We start from the raw sequence: 17421 nt of genomic DNA on the forward strand, positions 1-17421 counted from the left end.
GAGCTATGGAAATGTGAAGACAGAAACCAATAACATATGGCAAAGAGCGAAAACATTAAGATTGGTGACCGCATCCGGATCATCCATCTTGAAGGTGAGGACGACCGCTATGATGGTCGTGAGGGAGTCGTTGAGATGATCGATTCCCTCGGACAACTGCACGGGACATGGGGCGGGCTGGCTGTCATTCCCGAAGCAGACTCCTGGGTACGGATAGGGTGATATTTGTTGTTCCCTCCCGCAACCGAGACTGGCAACAGGTCTCGGTTTTTTTATAGGTGAACAGTGTTCGTCTGTCAGTAGGCCATGAACAGCTACTTTTACCTCCAAACGGAGATGTATGGCAGACTTTGGCTTGAAATACTATGCCGAGATGCGAAGCAAGCATTTCGGGGTGTTGTGGCGCGTAGAGATTGCCGAGCGCGGCTATACGGCATCTGCTGAGGAGATGACATTCGATGGAGATGATCCGTTGAAGATCACCTGGGAGAAACGGGGAGATGAGTTCTATGCCCCGATCAAGGCTTCGGAGGCAAGTATCAATATTCTCTGCACACAGAATTTTCACTATCTCTCATTGTTTACTTCCGATCCGCGGCAATTTCGTGTATCGGTCTATCGTGGTGGCGCACTCTATTGGCGAGGTTTCGTCACTGCCGATCTCTATTCGGAGAGTTTTACAGCCCCTCCCTATACGGTTACGATCAAGGCAGTCGATGGTTTCAATCTCCTGTCAAGTTATCTCTTCTACGATCTGATGACGATCGGTGTATCGGGCCGGAAATCGTTGTTTGAGTTGATGTCTCGTAGCCTGGAGCTGATGGAGTTGGATATGCCAATCTCGGATTGGCTCGATCTTTATGCCGATGGTATGAACGAAAGCCTTTCCCCGCTCACGCAGACCTACATCGACCTGGAAAGACTCTACTATGTCTATGAGAAGCCGACCTACCGCGATATTCTGGAACTCTGTCTTTTGCCATTTGCCGGACAGATTTTCCAGTCGAGTGGTGCGTTACACATTCGCCGGGCCATATCGTTGTACCAAACCTCCCGGCCCGTCACATTCTTTGAGATCGGCTCTGAACTGCCTCAGGGTATCATTGCCACAGACAACGAGGCAACGCGTCTTGTCGCCGAGCCGAGAGTTGTCGTAGTTACCTCCGCAGGGCGTGATATCATGGAAAATATGTGGAGTCGCGGCATCTATGTTATGGGTGAGAGCACGCTTGATATTGTCCCTGCATTGCGCAGAATCACGGTCGATGTCAAAAACAAATCGCTCGACAACATTGCCGGCCGCCTGGGGTTCTTCGATAAGGAGATGTGGAATGATCCTTATGGATTCCTGGACTTCACCGAAAGCGGTGACAGTTTGTGTTTCTGCGGAGATGATGCCCACCAGGGCGAGAGTATCTATACGGCAGGACGGGAGGTCAGGCAGTGCAATTATCCTATAGCATGGGAGTTCTCCATCAAGACCTATCATCGCCAATGGAGCTGGGGTATTTACTCACCGCCCTCGGAGAACTATTCCGTAAGCGTACACTATGGTGTGCGCCTTGTAGCCGCTGGCGCAATCTATTATCTTACGGAATCGGGAGCCTGGTCAAGCGCAGAAACGGATATCGTGTCGGAGGTCAAAACCGGAGCCGAACAGAACATCAAAATCGAAATTGCCGGAATTCCCAAGGACGGCACCTGGCAGTTCTACTTCCGACAAACACTCATCGGAAAGATCAACTACTCGGATAGCGATCGTATCGGCTCTACCTCGGGACATATGGAGAATGCCACCTTCTCGGCAATGAATATAACGATTGATGCCGGAGAGGTCTATGATAAAGGCTTGCATCTGGAGAGTCTTATAAATCCGGCCAACAATGTGGAGATGAATATCACGCTCCCGGTAAGCGACATCCCGGATGTACCGAATGATCATTTGCTTTATGCGCTCTATTTTATTGATGCGGATGGCAACCCTACACGCTTGTGGCATACGAAGGGTCGGAACGACTACGATACGCTTGTCGGCCATATTGTTCAGGGCGCGTTACGCTACAAACAACTGCCGAGCAAGCGACTCGCCGGTGATGTCTTTACCTCGGCACATCTTGATATGAATACCGTATTATGCGATGACAAATATCTGAAGGCGGCCTATTCGGTAAATTCCATTGAATTATTGGCAGCTGAAGATATGAGTAACTGCGAACTTACGGAGATGCCCGGCCTGATCGAGAGCGACCAACCCTCTGAAGGTGATGACTGTATCAAGATTGTCGAAATGCCTTTTACGGTGAAGAGGATCATCCGTTGCCTGAATTTTCTGTTTGTGCAGAGTGCAGACAGACGGCTTTTCGTCTTTGATGTCATTTCGCGATCCTTGCGGGAAATCTATCGATCTTCGCATCCTTTTGAGGTTTTCCCGGCTGAAGAGGGCTTTGTGCGGGAGGAGAACAAGACCTTCTACTATTGCGACCATCGTGGTACGGTGCAACAGGTGATGAGTATCTATCCGGAGACGTACCAGGGTTGGGCTACCTATCGAAGCGGCTATTTTTCGTTGTTGGTGCAGGGTTATACCATCAATCGCGTTGATGGTTCCCGAAGTTATTACCTCTACTTCCAGCAACCGGAACTGCGTTCTGCCGGAGAGGAATCTGTGTACCATAGAGGACTGAACTATGTCCAGTTTTATGGAGATCTTGTGCATGTCGATTATACGAACGGTTGCCTCACCATCTGCACTTCGCGTGAGGCGGGGTTCAATGATAGCCGTTATCACCAGATTTCAGGGTTTACCAAGATCGGGGCCGGCAAACATATCGTATCCATTTCGGACAAATATATGCTCATCAACGAGAACGGTTCGCTTAACCTGTACCGGCGCACTTCGATTACCGATCATATCTTCATTGCACGTATCGGTGATGTCGCGACTTATTGTGACCACACGTTGGCGGAGATTGCCTTTGCTGGAGACTCGCCAACAATCTGCGATCTGCATACCTATGCACATCAATACATAGGCAATACGGAAGCCTCCGGGGAGAGCGTCCTGGGGCTGTTCTACATCTATGGAGATCTCTATATCGTCCGGGAAAGAGCAATCTACAAATATGTGTCGCCAAACTAATTTGAACTTTTATGGAGATAGTAAGCATTGTTTTGAATTTCGTGCTGGCAAGTGGTCTTGTCGGGACGCTTCTCTTTTTCAGGTCAAAGAAACGAAAGGAGATGGCCGAGGCCGATCTCGCGGAACTGGAGAATACAGAGAAGGTTGTGGCTATTCAATCGGAGCAGATTACACGGCTCGATGGCCGCGTGGAGAAACTTGAAGAAAAGGTGGATAAACTCGAGATCATTATCGAGCATAAGGATGTGGAACTGGAACGCAATCGTCTGGTTATCCGCCAGGCCTATAAATGCACGACCCCTCCGGAGCAATGCCCCGTGCTGGTCAAACGAGCCGAATTGGACAGATCCCGCAAACAAAACAAGCAATAACATTATGGTACAGAGAAAACTACCGCGAGGCTTGCGAAACTGCAACCCGGGTAATATCCGCAAATCACCCACCCGCTACCTGGGTGAAGTTCAGCCATCGAAAGACCCGGCATTCAAACAGTTTGAATCGATGGCATGGGGGTATCGGGCTCTCTTTGTACTGCTGGATTCCTATTATCAACGTGGAGTACGTACTATTCGCGAGATTATTTCCCGCTATGCACCTCCCGTTGAGAACTACACCGAGGGCTATATCCGGGCCGTGGCGGAGAGTGCGGGGCTACCGGCCGAGTCCAATGTGGATATGTCCGATCACGATCTGATGGTGCGTATCGCGGCGGCCATCTCCCGAGTTGAGAATGGTCGTGCGGCCATTCTGGCCGATGTGGAGCAGGGTTGGCAACTATATAAGACCCACAAACCGTAGAGCATATGAGCCGACGTATTGCCGACCTTCTGATAAAGATTGGAGCGGATTCCTATGAGTTTCAACAGAAAGCCCGGCAGGTGGAGCGTAGTATGGAGTCTCTTCAGAAGAAACTCTCCTCGGTAGGCAAGACGCTTTCGGTTGCACTCACCGCTCCGTTGACAGCCCTGGGGGTTGTGGCGTTGAAGAATGCCGACACCCAACAACAGGCCGAGAAACGGTTGTTGACAGCTTTGCGCGGCCGCAGTGATGTACAACAAAGGCTTATTGCTCAAGCCGGAGAACTGCAATCACGCTCAGTGCTGGGTGATGAGGTTATCATCGGTCAGCAGGCTTATCTTGCATCGCTGGGTATGACCGAGGAGCAGATTGGCCGAGTCATCGAAGCTTCAGCGCAATTGTCAGCCGCAACCGGAATGACGCTTGACTCAGCTGTAAAGAATCTTGCCAAGACCTACGGAGGGCTCACGGGTGAGTTGGGCGAAAGCATTCCCAAACTCAAGGAGCTGACGACAGAGCAACTTAAAAATGGAGAAGCCGTAGATTTTATTCTGAAGAACTATAAAGGTTTTGCCGAGGGCGCGGCTTCGGTTGGGTTAGGTGTCATGCGCCAACTCCAGAATGCATGGGGCGATTTTCTTGAGCAGATCGGCTTTGCAATGATGCCTTTGGCCACAAAGGTCACGAAGGCACTCTCTGGTATCGTATCCTGGCTTCAGACGCTTTCTCCGGAAATAAAGAGAGTCGTTGTTGCGATTGCCGGTGTCGTGGCAGCCATTGGACCGCTTACGCTTGGCATTGGAGGCGTTATCAAGATCATCCCTATGCTGGCGGCCGGATTTACGGCATTGCTCTCTCCTGTAGGTCTGATTGTTTCAGCACTGCTGGCTCTCGGGGCCGCCTTTGCCTATGCCAAGGTACAGAAGCAAAAAATGGTCGATGAGTTGGCCAATGCTGATGATTTGGCCACCCTTGAGCGGAAATTGCAGGAGAACCTGAAAAAGCAAAAAGAGATTGCGGCTGCTACGACAAAAAACCGGATTGTTCCCAATGGCATCATTGCGGGTTTTACCATTCAGAAGATTGCAGATCCTGAACAGATGGCTCCACTTCGTAAGGAGTATGAACTGCTTACAAAGGCCATAGAACGCAAAAAAGAGATGCAGGCTCAGGAGCAGAAGCAACAGGAGGAGATGAATCGCATGATGGCCGTAGCCGAGCAACAGAGTGAAACTCTGATGGAGAAGATGCAACAGGCTGCCGGGCATGGTGAAACCTCTTTGGGGTTGATCGGACATCTGCAAAAGCAGATCGAAGAACTCGAAAAGAAAAAGTTGTTGCCGGAGAGTTCCATTGAGGATATTGCCGCCTGCAATGTGGAGATTGAGCGCTTGCGCAAGGAGTTGCAACAGCTACAAAATATAACACCGGCGGATCTTGCCCCGATCGGGAAGAATACTGCTGTTGTAACTCCGCAGATGGAGATTTCGTTTCCCCGACCGAAGTTGAAGATCGATGATATAAAGATAGCTGCATCGGAATACTCACGTCGGATGAGGGCGATATGGGCTTCGGTGCGTGAAGGCATCTATGGGTGGGCCTCGGATAACAGCACGCTACTGCAGAAGAATGTTGCCGACACGGTGGCGATGGTGGGGAACTATACACAGACGCTGACAAACAAAGGAGTGGCTTTTTCCGTTGCTCTGGAACACGTTTCACAGACCGTGGCGACAACAATGCAACGCTTCGATGAGCAGGTATCCGCATTTCTTGCAGACAGCATTGTGGCTGCAGCCGAGGCATTGGGGCAAATCATTGCCGGAGATCTCGGATTCGGAGGTCTGCTCAAAGCCATACTTACGCAGTTTGCCTCGTTTCTGCGTAATATCGGTGCGCAGCTTATCGAGTTCGGAGTGATGATTATTGCGTTCAAAACGGCTCTAAAATCTGTGCTTGCGAATCCATGGGCCGCGATTGCCGTAGGCGCAGCGATGGTTGCTGCGGCTGCCATTATGACGGCTCTCATCAACAAGAATGCAAAGGATAGTGTCCCGGCTCTTGCAACGGGAGGCCTGGCATATGGCAAGACTCTCGCTCTGGTCGGAGATAATCCCAATGCAGTGGCAGACCCTGAAGTGATTGCGCCCTTGTCGAAACTGCAGGCTATGCTCCCGGCTTCCGGAGCATCGCAGAAGATACAAATAACCCTTGGCGGTCAATTGACTGCCAAGGGTCGGGATTTGGTCTATGTCCTCGGCAAGGAGAACTTCAAAACCTCGATTTTAGGAGGATAGGTCGCAGTTACTTCTGCTCAAGCAACATAACAGCCGGGACAGTTTTCCAATCCTCCGATTTGGTTTCGTATTTATAAGTTCCCACTTGATAGAAACGCTTGTTGTTCGTGACTTTAACTTCAAGACCATCATAAAAATGCGTGGTTTCGTCACCAATAAGTAAAACGGGAGTCAGCATGGAAGGCAAGGAGGATATATCAAGGTCGTTAAACCTGTCAAGGCTGATCTCCATGGCTAAAGCGTATGAGTCACTTAATGTCTGTATGATGCTGTATTGTTCTGCTTCCATCATCTGTCCTCTTTCTTCAAATGTGGTAAGGCCGGGGATGGAGGATTCGCCTTTGGCAGAACCAATGATCAACAGAACAACGATCGTCAGAAGGATACCTGAAAAGGCTCCTGCAATAAAAGTCCAGAACTTGTTCATAGTTGTAGTGGTTAGTTTTTCAAAGATAGTTAATTGCGTGAATAAAAACAAATAAAATTTTATGAACGAGATCCGCATACAGGAGTTGGCTTCGGCCGCAGGGCAGATGGAGCATTTCGATGAGTTTGAGTTCATTGTTGATGTTCCGCAGGCGGAGGCCTCGATGAAAATCCGTGGTAAGGAGTTGCAGGAACGGGTAGCGCCCAAGGCACACACGCATCCCATAGCCCAGGTGCAAGGATTACAGTCGGCTCTTGATGAGAAACTGAACCGTTCGGGAGGATCTATTCAAGGAAACTTCTCGGTCGAAGGCAATGCCTATATGCGCAATTTGCGCCTTGAGGAGTTTCTGGACGTGCCTGAATTCCGTTATAACCGTGTCGAGACCACGGTGGGTGATAAATGGAGTGCTCCGGGAGCCGGTGTCGTGTTGGCCGTAGACAAGGACCATTGCCGCTTGAGCCTTAAACTTGAACCTGGCGAGGTTGCATCGTTGCGTAGGGATGATCTTTGTATGGGCATCTTCAAAAGTTCAACGGTGGGGAACTTCACGGAGCCTACGGAGGACAGCGATGACTCAAAAGGCATACGGACCTTTGCCGGATTTACAACCTGCTATTTCCGGCTGGTTGAGTGTCTCGATGAGCAGACTTTCGGAGAGTGGAGATATGAACTGCGCGAGGGTTTTGCGTATCATCCGATAGAGATGATGAACATCGTGGCAATAGGCAATACTACCGATACCTCACGCCAGGCTTCGCACTATACAACGCGAACCTATGACCGCTATCTGGTGGGAATGAATACCTGGACGATCGGAGTGGAGAACATCGCGGCACAGTTCGGAGATTTGGCGAATCTTGCAGCACACGGGCTTGATATGCGCGGTTATTCTGCCTATCTGAAGAACGTCTACCTCCAGGGATACATAAGCGACGTATTGGGAGATAACTGGTTCGACTCACGAACGGGTGACGTGCAACTATATAACCGCACAAGTGGTTGCGGAATCTCATTCAAGGGGGGAGTATTACGTTTCGGACGCATTGATCCCCTGCGCCCGGAGGAGGGTACAGACCTTGATGCGCTTCAGGCAGAACTCGATTCTGCTTGTGATACGTTGGCAAAGATAAACTCCGATGAAGTGGTGTCCCCCGTCGAGAAGTCCTTTCTAAAAGAGCGTTTGCAGGACATACGTTCCGAGTATGAGCAGTTGCTTCTCGATGCCGACACTTATCTTGTCAGAGAGTACAGACGCGTAACCGCCACAGCCGGCCGCATTGCAAATTCGCAGCTGCGCATCATCCGTAAAAAGGATGCCGCGTGGGATGACTATGTCAATGCCTATATTTTGGCGGTAACGGCTATCGAGAAATATACCCGGTCAACTCCCGAGTATATTACCATCGAACCCGATTTCCAGGATATTGCAGCTTACTATGAGGCTCGCGCTATAATCGTCAAAACGATACGTGCCGCATCCGAAGAGCAAGGACAACAGAGTGACCTGGAATATCTGCGCGATAATTTCCGCGATGTAACGACTGAAATAGATGGTCAAAGCGGTGTGGTATTGTCAGGGTTTGTCGGGGTAAAGGATGAGAATAATGCCCGGGTTGTGGCCGGTATGGCCGGCAGTGCCATTTCGGGAACGGTCGATGAGAAGCACGGTAAACTGATGCTCTTTGCCGGAGCAGATGGTATACAGAATGCAGGTACGGCTAAGACCCGAATCTACGAAGATGGACATATAGAAATGGCTACGGGTGTATTCTCGGGGCATATACGCATTCCATTCAAAACATTGCGAGAAGAAGGCACCCGCTATAACACCGCTACACGGAAGTACACCGTGGACAGGAATATGAATCTGCAAACAATTGGCGAGCAATATCAGGACTATAAAATATGGATCAATCTTCCGACCTCAAACGAGTATATCGGCAATGTGCTGACATTGTATGACACACCTGTGAGAACACGCTCCTCTCCAGATATCATCCTTGCCGTAGACGATGCCGAGTCGGGCATACTCTCATCGATCAAGCAGAATGATTTCGGATTTGACAGGATGCAACGAGTGAAGTGTTATGCGGGAATCCTGCAACTTGTTGCCGTACCCGGGATATATGCGGGCAAGTGCTGGTGGTTGGTAACTTACCTGCAAATGTGTTGCTTTGAAGAATACACTGAATAAATATATTGTATGGCAGAAACAGCAAACGGCGTAACCATCGGAGATCTTACGCAAACCAGCACAATGTCGCCTACCGACCTGTTGGAAATAGAGCGCGGAGGGCAGGCATACGCAATAACTTATGAATCATTGATCGTTCAGTTGGAGGATTCGCTCGGAATAGCGGAACTTGCCGCTTCACTCGCACAAATCATCGGATAACTTATGGCTGATTTTACACCTCTCATATCACGCCTTTCACAAGTACGTTCGCTCTTTGCCCTTCATATCGCTGCCCAAGGGGCTTCTGCAACCTTAACGGACACTTTGTACGAACTTGCGTACAAGGTAAAGCAAATTCCGAGTGGTATACAGTACGTCCGATCGGGATACCAACTTTTTAAGGGTAATACGTCATTGAGCAAATTGCCTGCATACTTGGATTTCCGACAGTTGACATCTATGTATCAGATGTGTTACGGATGTACGGCTCTCACGCAGGTCGGAGTCCTTGAAACGGCCAATGTCACCAATATGATGTGGGCATTCTATGGTTGCGAGACTCTGACCCGTATTGAAGGATTGGATACTTCGGCCATAACCTCCGCATCGGAGTTGTTTCACGGTTGCTCTTCGTTGGTGACAATTGTCCAGCCTCTCGACTTCAGTAATGTGAAATCGCAGATTGATACTACATTCACCGCCTGCAGAAACCTGGAGAGTGTATCTTTTACCGGTACGATCTCGGTAGATATTTGGGCTAACGGTTGCCCAAAACTTACGCTTGAGAGTCTTCTCTCCCTGCTTAATGCTTTAGCCGATGGCGTGACGGATAAGACCTGCACGCTGGGAGCAAAGAATCTTGCCAAGCTCTCCGAAACACAAAAAGCAATCGCCACAAGCAAGGGATGGACATTGCAATGAAAAACCAGGCACCTTATGTCGGTGCCTGGTTGCCGTTGTCGGCTCTATGGAGGAGTGGTTTTATGCCAGGCCGGCCGCTACTGCGAACTTCTGTACCTCACGCTGATGTTGCTCTCGACGGACAGACTCCTTGGATGGAGTCAGGGGAGCAGTGAAGATTCCGTTGAGCTTCGCGGCGAGACTCTCCATATCTACGTTGATTTTCTGGTCGGTGATACGGGCGTAGATTTGTGTCGTGCGCACATTCGTATGCCCAAGCATCTTTGAGACGGTTTCGATTGGCACGCCATTTCCCAAGGTAATGGTTGTGGCAAAAGTGTGACGGGCAACGTGAAAAGTTATGTTCTTGTTGATCCCGCAGACTTCGGCAATCTCTTTCAGATACTCGTTGCACTTCTGGTTTGACGGTACGGGGAGCAGACGTTTGCCTTTACGGAAGTGTTTGTATTTCTCAATAATCTGGAGCGGCACATCCAGCAGTCGCACGTTGAACGGGACTTTGGTCTTCTGTCGATGAAAACTGATCCAGGTATTGCCATCAGCCCATACATTCAGCTGGTCTTCCGTGAGGTTGTAAACATCAATGTACGCCAATCCTGTATAGCAGCTGAATATAAATATGTCTCTGACCTGCTCCAGCCGCAGGCTTTCAAATTCCTTATTGTACAAACGGGAAACCTCTTCGATCGTAAGATAACCCCGGTCCACCTTGTCAAGGTGTAGTTTTTGTTGCTTGAAAGGGTCTGCTGCAACCCATCCGTTGTCTTTTGCCATCTTGTATATGGAGGCAAAGCGGTGGATAAACTTTACTGCAGTATTATTGTTGAGCCGATGTGCCGAGCGTAGCCAAAGGTATAGTTTGTCCAGAAAACGCTTGTTGATATCCTGCAAGGGAAGGTCACTTACCTTGAACTCATCCCGGAGAAACTCCTGCAGGCGATTGCGGCAAACCTTATATCGGAAGAAGGACTCCTGGCCGTAGTCCTGTGTCAGTACAAGTTTCTCGTAGTCCTCAATGTATTTATTGCACAACGCAATGAGTGTCATACTGCGCTCGTCCTGGCAGAGTATGGAACTCTTGATCTTACTTGCCGTTATTACCTCGCCGCGATAAATCATATCATTGTACTTGCGTTTGATCGTGGCGTGAAAATCGAACAGGGTGCTGTTGATCACCTGTTCCTCATGAATTTGTCCCTTAGTCTTGTACTCCAGGGGAAGCCATCGTTCGGGTTCTATGTACATCTTGGTCGAAAAGTGTACCATCTCCCCGTTGACGGTAATGCGTGCTACGATGGGTGCTTTGCCATCAGGACGACATTTGCCCTTCTGAATGACGAAAATCACGCTGAAGGTGTTCTTGCTTGCTTTTTTGTCTGCTTTCATACTCTCTGTTATTTGGTGATACAAAGTTAAATATCAATAATTTACTGAAAGCCAAAGCAGTATAGTCAGAAGTAGTCGTATTTCAGACGTTTGTAGTCGGGTTACGCGCAATGTCTATTGCGGTTACGAACAGGTTACCGCAAGATGTCTATTAGGTGGATATTTGCCTGTTGATAATCAGTTGTTTGCCGTCCTGAAGTAGTCATATTCAGCAAAAAAGGGACGCTGAACGGACAAACAATCAAACAGTTAGATGCGCAACTAAAACAAAATGAGGATGTTACTTGTCGTAACATCCTCATCCTCTGGCGGAGAGAAGGGGATTCGAACCCCTGATACGCTTGAGACGTATACGAGCTTTCCAGGCGCGCCTCTTCAACCACTCGAGCATCTCTCCTGAGAGCGGTGCAAAGGTAGCATTTATTTTCTGATTTCCGCGCAAAGCAACGAAGATTTTTGCCTGTGCGCCGCTATACCGGTCCGCACGAGCCGGTCCCGTCGGAATTTCCGCGGCCGGGGACCGACCCGACCGACCTGACCGACCTGACCGACCTGACCGACCGGAGCCGCGGGAGCTCGTGGGGGCGAACCGCCGTCCCTGCCGCTGCTTTCCGAAGCGGCAGCCCGTTGCGGCTGCGGCATCGGGCGGACCGGTGCCGCGGCTTAGTCCGCTTTCCCGATCGGGGCGTCCGCATCTGCTGCAGCGACCGTTCTACCCTGCTTGCGGCTCTCCTTTCCCGAGGTGCTTCTCGGGGTCAACGACCCGTGGCCTGAAGATAGGCCGTGAGTTTTTCGTAGTAGGCCGTGCAGGCGTCGGTGCGCAGATCGCGGCTCTGTTGCAGGAGGGTCTGCGCGTCGAGCAGGTCGGTGAGCGGGACCGTGCCGGCGCGGAAATAGTCGTTGTTGAGGCGCAGGTTTTCCGTGGCCGAGGCGATCGAGCGTTCCGAAAGGAGAATCTGGCTGTAGGCCTCTTGCAGATCGTTCCACTTCGATTCGATCTCGACGAGCATCATGCCGCGGGCATCTTCGCGGTCGTTCTCGGCCTGCTGCTGCTTGAGCCGCTCGCGCTTGAGGGCGTGCGAGCCGCCCCACCATGCCGAGATCGGCAGCGAGACGCTGGCGAAGACCATCCCGAAATCGGTGTCTTTGTCCGTGAAATCGTGATAGACGTAGCCTGCGCCGATACCCACCGTCGGGAGGTTTTTTCCGAGCGCCATCCGTTTGCGGTAGCGGGCCGCTTCGACCTGAGCTTCCAGCAGGCGCATTTCGGCGCGCCGGTCCGCCCCCTCCTCGGGCGAGAGGTAGTAGCGGTCGGGCGGCTCCACGGCGGGAAATCCGTCGAATGCGACCTCGAAGTCGCGCGTCTCGATTCCCGTTTGGTGGCGGAGCAGGAGCTTCGCGGCCTTCAGTCCGTTCTCGACGCGGAGGCGGTCGCTGGCCGTGCGTTGTTGCTGGAGCTCTACGCGCAGCAGGTCGTTGCGGGTCGAAATGCCCGCTTCCACGGCGGTCGAGACGTTTTTGTATACCTCCGCGAGCTGGGCTTCGGCGGCTTCGATCGTGCGGAGTTTCTCGTTGAGGGCCACGATCTGCCAGAAATAACGTTCGGTGGTTGCTGCGACTTCGTTCTCGGTGAGCGTCTGCCGACATGCGCTGGCCTCGCGGCCCGCGCGCGCCAGTTTGTTGCCGTTGACGATCTGCCCGCCTGCGAAAAGCGGAAGCATCGCCGTGATGCCCGCGGCCTTGCCACGGTCCATCAGTTCGAAGGGCATCGACGCGGGGAATCCGAGCGCCGCGAGTGCCGGAATATCCGGCAGCGCGATGTCGGCCCGCAGCATCGGATCGCTCGACCGGAAGATCGTTCCCGCGGCCGCGATCTGGGGAAAGTAGCGGGTGAAGGCCTCTTTGGCGCTTTGATCCGCGATGCGGGTGTCGAGCGCTCCGTTGCGGATTTTCACGTTGTGCTCCAGCGCCATCGTGCGGCATTGGTCGAGGGTGTAGGTCGTCTGCGCGCAGACCGATGCGGTGCACAGCAGGACCGGGAGCAGCAGGATTTTATTTCGTATCATAGTCCGAATTCGTTTTAGCGTTGCCGAAAAGCTGCCAGTAGGTTACGGGCAGCACCGTTACCACGAGAATCATGGCGGCTACCGTGCCGAAGCAGATGACGATGCCCATCGGGGTCCAGAGCGAACTGTTGCTGACGATCATCGGCACGACGCCCACGGCCGTCGTGGCCGAGGTGAGGAAGATGGGGAGCATGCGTCGTTTGCCCGCGTCGTAGGCCGCGTCGCGGGCCGGAACGTGCCGGTTGCGGCGGAGCTCCTCCGCGTGCTGGAACATGATGATTACGTTGCGCACGACGATGCCCATCAGGCTCACGATGCCCAGTACGCAGGTCAGTCCGAAGGCGGTGCCGGTGATCCACAGTCCGAACGCGGCGCCGAACAGGCAGAGCGTGATCGAGACGAGCGACACGACCGAAAGCGAGACTTTCTTGTAGTTCAGCAGCAGGAAGAGGAAGATGATGAACAGGCCGGCGACGATGGTCTCCACGATCGGTTCGACGATTTCGCGGTCGCTTTCGACGATGCCGCCGAGTTCGGCCGAAACTCCTTCGGGCAGCGTGATTTCGCGGTCGAGAATTTCGGCGACCTTGCCGAAGGCGGCCGATTCGTTGGCGTGGCGTTTCACGTCGGCCATGACGCTCAGCGTGCGCACGCCGTTGCGGCGGACGATTTGCCCCTCGTGCCAGTCGGGTACGATGTCGGCCACCTGACGCAGCGGGACCGAGACGCCCGGGATACCCGTGGCCACATAGCGGTCGCCGATCCGGTCGGGCGTGTCGCCGGCGCCGTCGTCCTTCAGGACGATCGGAAGCGCATAGTCGCCCTCCCAGACCGTGCCGGCGGCGAAACCGGACCATGCGGTCGCGGTCTCCAGCTCGGCCGAGGCTCTCGTTATGCCCAGCCGCGCCGCTTCGACGGGTTTGAGCCGGACCTCGACGCCCGCCAACGGCTCCTCGAAGTTGGTGTGGATCCACACCAGTTCGTCGATGGAGCGCATGCGGTGCATCAACGAGTCGGCGACCTCTTTCAGCGCCGCGATGTCTTCTCCGCGGAAACGGACTTCGATGGGGTTGGCGACGGTCTGGTAGTCGAGGTGCTTGAATTTCACGTAGGCACCGGGAAAGTAGTCGGCATAGCGGTCGGTGTACTCGTCGAGCAACTGCCGCGTGGCTTCGACCGATACGGTGTTGACGATGAATTGCGCATAGTGTTTCGACGGCATGTTCGGCGCATAGGACATGTGGAACCGGGGCGACGAGGTGCCGATGAACGACGTTACGGATTTCACGCGTCCGTCCGCTGCGAGGATGCGGCGCAGACTGTCGGCCGTTTCGGCCGTGCGGCCGAGCGCCGTACCCTGCGGCAGGTAGATCTCCACGGCGAACTGGTCGCGGTCGGCACGCGGCATCATCCGCACGTCGAGTCCCATGAGCAGCGCGACGGCCGCGATGACCGATCCGGCGGCGGCGAGCATGGTGAGCCGGGGCCAGCGGAAGGTCCAGTCGAGGGCACGGCCGTACCAGCGCTGCACGGCGCCCAGCATGTCGAACTTCTTGGGGGCTTTGCTCCGGTCGGCGGCGAGGCCCTTGCGGATGAGCAGGTATTCGAGATAGGGGATGAAGAGCATGGCCAGCACGAGCGACATCATGAGTGAGATGGTCAGCGTCCACGGAAAGTCTTTGAGGAAGTCGAGATACTGTCCGGTCATGGTTACGAGCAGCGGGTAGAAGATGATGCAGATGCAGCACGTGGCCAGCAGGATCGACCCGAAATAATCTTTGGCGCTGCGCACGGCGGCATACCAGCGCGACATGCCGGCGTCGAGGTTGGCCAGATAGGCATCCACCACGATGATCGAATTGTCGACGATCATGCCCAGCACGACGATCAGCGCCGCGAGGGTAACGGTGTTCAGCGGGATGCCCGCGACGTACATCACCGCCAGCGAGATGAAGACGCTCACGGGGATCGAGACCGCAGCGACGATCGCCGAGCGGAACGGAAAGAGCACCAGCATGACGAGGATTACTACGGCGATCGAGACGAAGAGGTCGCGCACGAACGAGCGAACCGAATCGCCCACCACTTTGGGCTGGTCGGCGATGCGGTCGATCGCAACCCCTGCAGGCAGCGAGGCACGGAACTCGGACAGCACTTCGTCCACCTCCTCGCCGTAGGCGACGATGTTGTGGCCTTCGCGCATTTCGATCGAGAGGATCAGGCATTTGCGGCCGTTGTTGGTGATGTAGCTGTCCGGATCGTCGTACTCGCGCACGATGCGCGCGACGTCCTTGAGCCGGATGACATTGCCTGCCGGGTCGCTCCAGACGATCTGCTGCGCGACTTCGTATTCCGAATCGTAGCTCGCGGCGAAATGGATCGGCAGTTCCGATCCGCCGCTTTCGACCGACCCGCCCGCGGTGGTGAAACCTTGTGCGAAGAGGTGGGCCATGAGCGCTTTGTTGTCGATGCCGTAGGCCGCGAGGCGGTCGCGGTCGATGTAGACGCCGATCTGCTCCTGCTGCAAACCGTAACGGCGCAGGTTCGAGACCGACTCGATCCGCCGCAGACGCCCTTCCAGATCGTCGAGGTAGCTCTCCAGCTCGCGGTAGCTCTTCTCCTCCGATTCGAGCGAGATGAGCAGCGCCGAGGTGTCGCCGAAGTCGTCGTTCACCACGAGTGCCAGCACTCCGGCGGGCAGTTGGGACTTGAAGCCCGCGATGCCGTGCTTGATCTTCGACCAGACGCGGTCTTTGTCGTGGATGTCGTCGTCGAGTTCCACCATGATGTAGCAGACGCCGTCCTGCGACATGGAGTAAGTCTTGGCCTTCTTGATCTCGCCGTAGGTGAACAGGAAGCGTTCGAGCGGCTTGGCGAGCTGCTCCTCCACTTCGTTCGACGTGGCGCCCGGGTAGACGCCCACGACTACGCCCTGCCGGATGGTGAAGGGCGGAAACTCCTGTTTGGGCATCGTCGAGAGGGCATAGATGCCCAGTGCGACGAGCAGCAGGGCGATGAGGCAGACGATGCGGTGGTAGCGCATCGCCCCTTCGATGAATCCCGCACGTCTCATAGCTCCTCCACTTTAGTGCCTTCGCCGACTTTGTGGGCTCCCTCCGTGATGACGCGGTCGCCGCTGCGAAGACCTGCGAGGATGACCGCACCCCGTGCGGTGAGCGCTCCTGCGACCACTTCGGTGCGGACGGCACGGCCGTCGCGCACGGTCCAGACATAACGGCTGCCCGTGTGCGCGACCTGCACGGCCCGCACAGGCAGCACGATGGCGGGCGCGGCATCCGCGTCCAGCGTGGCGGCGCTGCATACCATGCCCGGCAGGAGAGCTCCGTTGCCGTTCCGGAGCCGGATTCTCGCTTCATAGGTGTGCGACAGCGCATTGCCGGCGACGCCCCGTTCGGTTATCGTGCCTTCGAACGTGCGGTCGCCGAGCGCCGCCACGCGGACGACGGCGCGGTCGCCCGTGCGGAGCGAGGCGATCTCGCTTTCCGGAACCGCGATCTTCGCATGGACGGTATGCGTGTCGAAGAGCGTCAGGACGGGCTGTCCGGCCATGACGTTTTCGCCCGCATCCGCGCTGCGGCGGCCGATCACGCCGTCGAACGGGGCCGTGAGACGACTGTCGGCAAGATTCTCGGCTGCTATCTCGGCGACCGAGCGGGCCTGTGCCAGTTTGGTCTGCGCTTCGACATACTGGATTTCGGCCAGACTGCCCTTGTCATAGAGCTGCTGCAAACGTCGCATGGCATCCTCGGCCTGATGCAGCGTGGCCTGTGCCGCCTCGTGGGCGCTTTGCAGATTGGCCGTTTCCAATTCGGCGAGCAGTTCGCCGCAGCGGACGCGCATCCCCTCGCGCACCGATATGTGCTTCACGGTTCCCGGAACGGAAAAACTCAGCACCGAGGCCGTCTCCTCTTCGATGACGCCGATGTATTCGCGCGACTGCGCCAGCGAGTCGGCGGCAGCCGCGACGGTTCGAACGCGGACCGTCCGTTCCCGTGGAGCCTGCGTGCGGCCGCCGCATCCGGCCGCCGCGGCCGTGAGCGCTGCGAGGAGCGCCGTTTTCATCCAGTGATTCTTCATGGTTCGGATTTTACTTGTTTTACTCGATACAAAGGTCCGGTAAAGCGGCGGGGCATTAAAGTCCCCGACGTCGCGGCTGTTGTTCTAAAAGTTGAAAATAGGTGAAAACG

The 17421-nt window shown here is 54.3% G+C and carries 13 protein-coding genes and 1 tRNA gene; 8 read left to right on the plus strand and 6 right to left on the minus strand.

Features of this window, described 5'->3' with window-relative positions:
• The first annotated feature begins 36 nt into the window (after nt 1–36).
• The 5 genes from BN3659_RS00575 (at nt 37) to BN3659_RS00600 (ending at nt 6234) form a co-directional block, all read left to right on the plus strand.
• Entirely contained in the window at nt 37–222 is a 186-nt protein-coding gene (locus BN3659_RS00575) for a DUF4314 domain-containing protein (RefSeq protein WP_091533726.1), read from the plus strand.
• Nucleotides 223–340: 118 nt separating this feature from the next.
• Nucleotides 341–3139 (plus strand): hypothetical protein, encoded by a 2799-nt coding sequence (locus tag BN3659_RS13230; RefSeq protein ID WP_191442117.1) that lies wholly within the window; start codon nt 341–343, stop codon nt 3137–3139.
• A gap of 11 nt (nt 3140–3150) precedes the next feature.
• Nucleotides 3151–3510 (plus strand): hypothetical protein, encoded by a 360-nt coding sequence (locus BN3659_RS00590; protein WP_091533728.1) that lies wholly within the window; start codon nt 3151–3153, stop codon nt 3508–3510.
• 4 nt (nt 3511–3514) lie between these two features.
• Nucleotides 3515–3937, plus strand: coding sequence for a structural protein P5 (locus BN3659_RS00595; RefSeq protein WP_091533729.1), 423 nt, complete (start codon nt 3515–3517; stop codon nt 3935–3937).
• A gap of 5 nt (nt 3938–3942) precedes the next feature.
• Nucleotides 3943–6234, plus strand: a complete 2292-nt coding sequence (locus tag BN3659_RS00600) for a hypothetical protein (protein WP_091533731.1) — start codon at nt 3943–3945, stop codon at nt 6232–6234.
• Between the two features lie 7 nt (nt 6235–6241).
• Here BN3659_RS00600 and BN3659_RS00605 read toward each other — a convergent pair whose 3' ends face one another.
• Nucleotides 6242–6661 carry a hypothetical protein gene (locus BN3659_RS00605; protein ID WP_141682438.1) on the minus strand — a complete coding sequence of 140 codons (420 nt, stop codon included), beginning with the start codon at nt 6659–6661 and terminating at the stop codon, nt 6242–6244.
• A gap of 61 nt (nt 6662–6722) precedes the next feature.
• On the opposite strand from BN3659_RS00605, the gene BN3659_RS00610 reads away from it, so the two are divergent.
• The 3 genes from BN3659_RS00610 to BN3659_RS00620 are packed head-to-tail and all read left to right on the plus strand — an operon-like array spanning nt 6723 to nt 9761.
• Nucleotides 6723–8858 carry a hypothetical protein gene (locus BN3659_RS00610; protein WP_191442116.1) on the plus strand — a complete coding sequence of 712 codons (2136 nt, stop codon included), beginning with the start codon at nt 6723–6725 and terminating at the stop codon, nt 8856–8858.
• Nucleotides 8859–8867: 9 nt separating this feature from the next.
• The gene (locus BN3659_RS00615; protein WP_091533735.1) at nt 8868–9059 is read left to right on the plus strand and encodes a hypothetical protein; all 192 of its coding nucleotides are present in this window, start codon (nt 8868–8870) and stop codon (nt 9057–9059) included.
• A gap of 3 nt (nt 9060–9062) precedes the next feature.
• The gene (locus tag BN3659_RS00620) at nt 9063–9761 is read left to right on the plus strand and encodes a BspA family leucine-rich repeat surface protein (RefSeq protein ID WP_091533736.1); all 699 of its coding nucleotides are present in this window, start codon (nt 9063–9065) and stop codon (nt 9759–9761) included.
• A gap of 60 nt (nt 9762–9821) precedes the next feature.
• Here the strand turns inward: BN3659_RS00620 and BN3659_RS00625 are convergent, their stop codons facing one another.
• The 5 genes from BN3659_RS00625 to BN3659_RS00645 form a co-directional block, all read right to left on the minus strand.
• Nucleotides 9822–11147 (minus strand): site-specific integrase, encoded by a 1326-nt coding sequence (locus BN3659_RS00625; protein WP_091533738.1) that lies wholly within the window; start codon nt 11145–11147, stop codon nt 9822–9824.
• Nucleotides 11148–11453: 306 nt separating this feature from the next.
• Nucleotides 11454–11544 (minus strand) — tRNA-Ser (locus BN3659_RS00630).
• A gap of 358 nt (nt 11545–11902) precedes the next feature.
• Nucleotides 11903–13213: a TolC family protein gene (locus tag BN3659_RS00635; RefSeq protein ID WP_091533740.1), complete on the minus strand. Its 1311-nt coding sequence runs from the start codon at nt 13211–13213 to the stop codon at nt 11903–11905.
• A complete protein-coding gene (locus BN3659_RS00640) occupies nt 13200–16286 on the minus strand; it encodes an efflux RND transporter permease subunit (RefSeq protein WP_091533742.1) in 3087 nt (1028 codons plus the stop codon). The genes BN3659_RS00635 and BN3659_RS00640 overlap by 14 nt, the downstream gene beginning before the upstream one ends.
• Nucleotides 16283–17311 (minus strand): efflux RND transporter periplasmic adaptor subunit, encoded by a 1029-nt coding sequence (locus BN3659_RS00645; protein ID WP_224757889.1) that lies wholly within the window; start codon nt 17309–17311, stop codon nt 16283–16285. Before BN3659_RS00645 ends, BN3659_RS00640 begins: the two co-directional genes overlap by 4 nt.
• Between the last annotated feature and the right edge of the window lie 110 nt (nt 17312–17421).

Origin of the sequence: Alistipes sp. CHKCI003, from assembly GCF_900021155.1 — a bacterium.
GTDB classification, from domain to species: Bacteria; Bacteroidota; Bacteroidia; order Bacteroidales; family Rikenellaceae; genus Alistipes; species Alistipes excrementavium.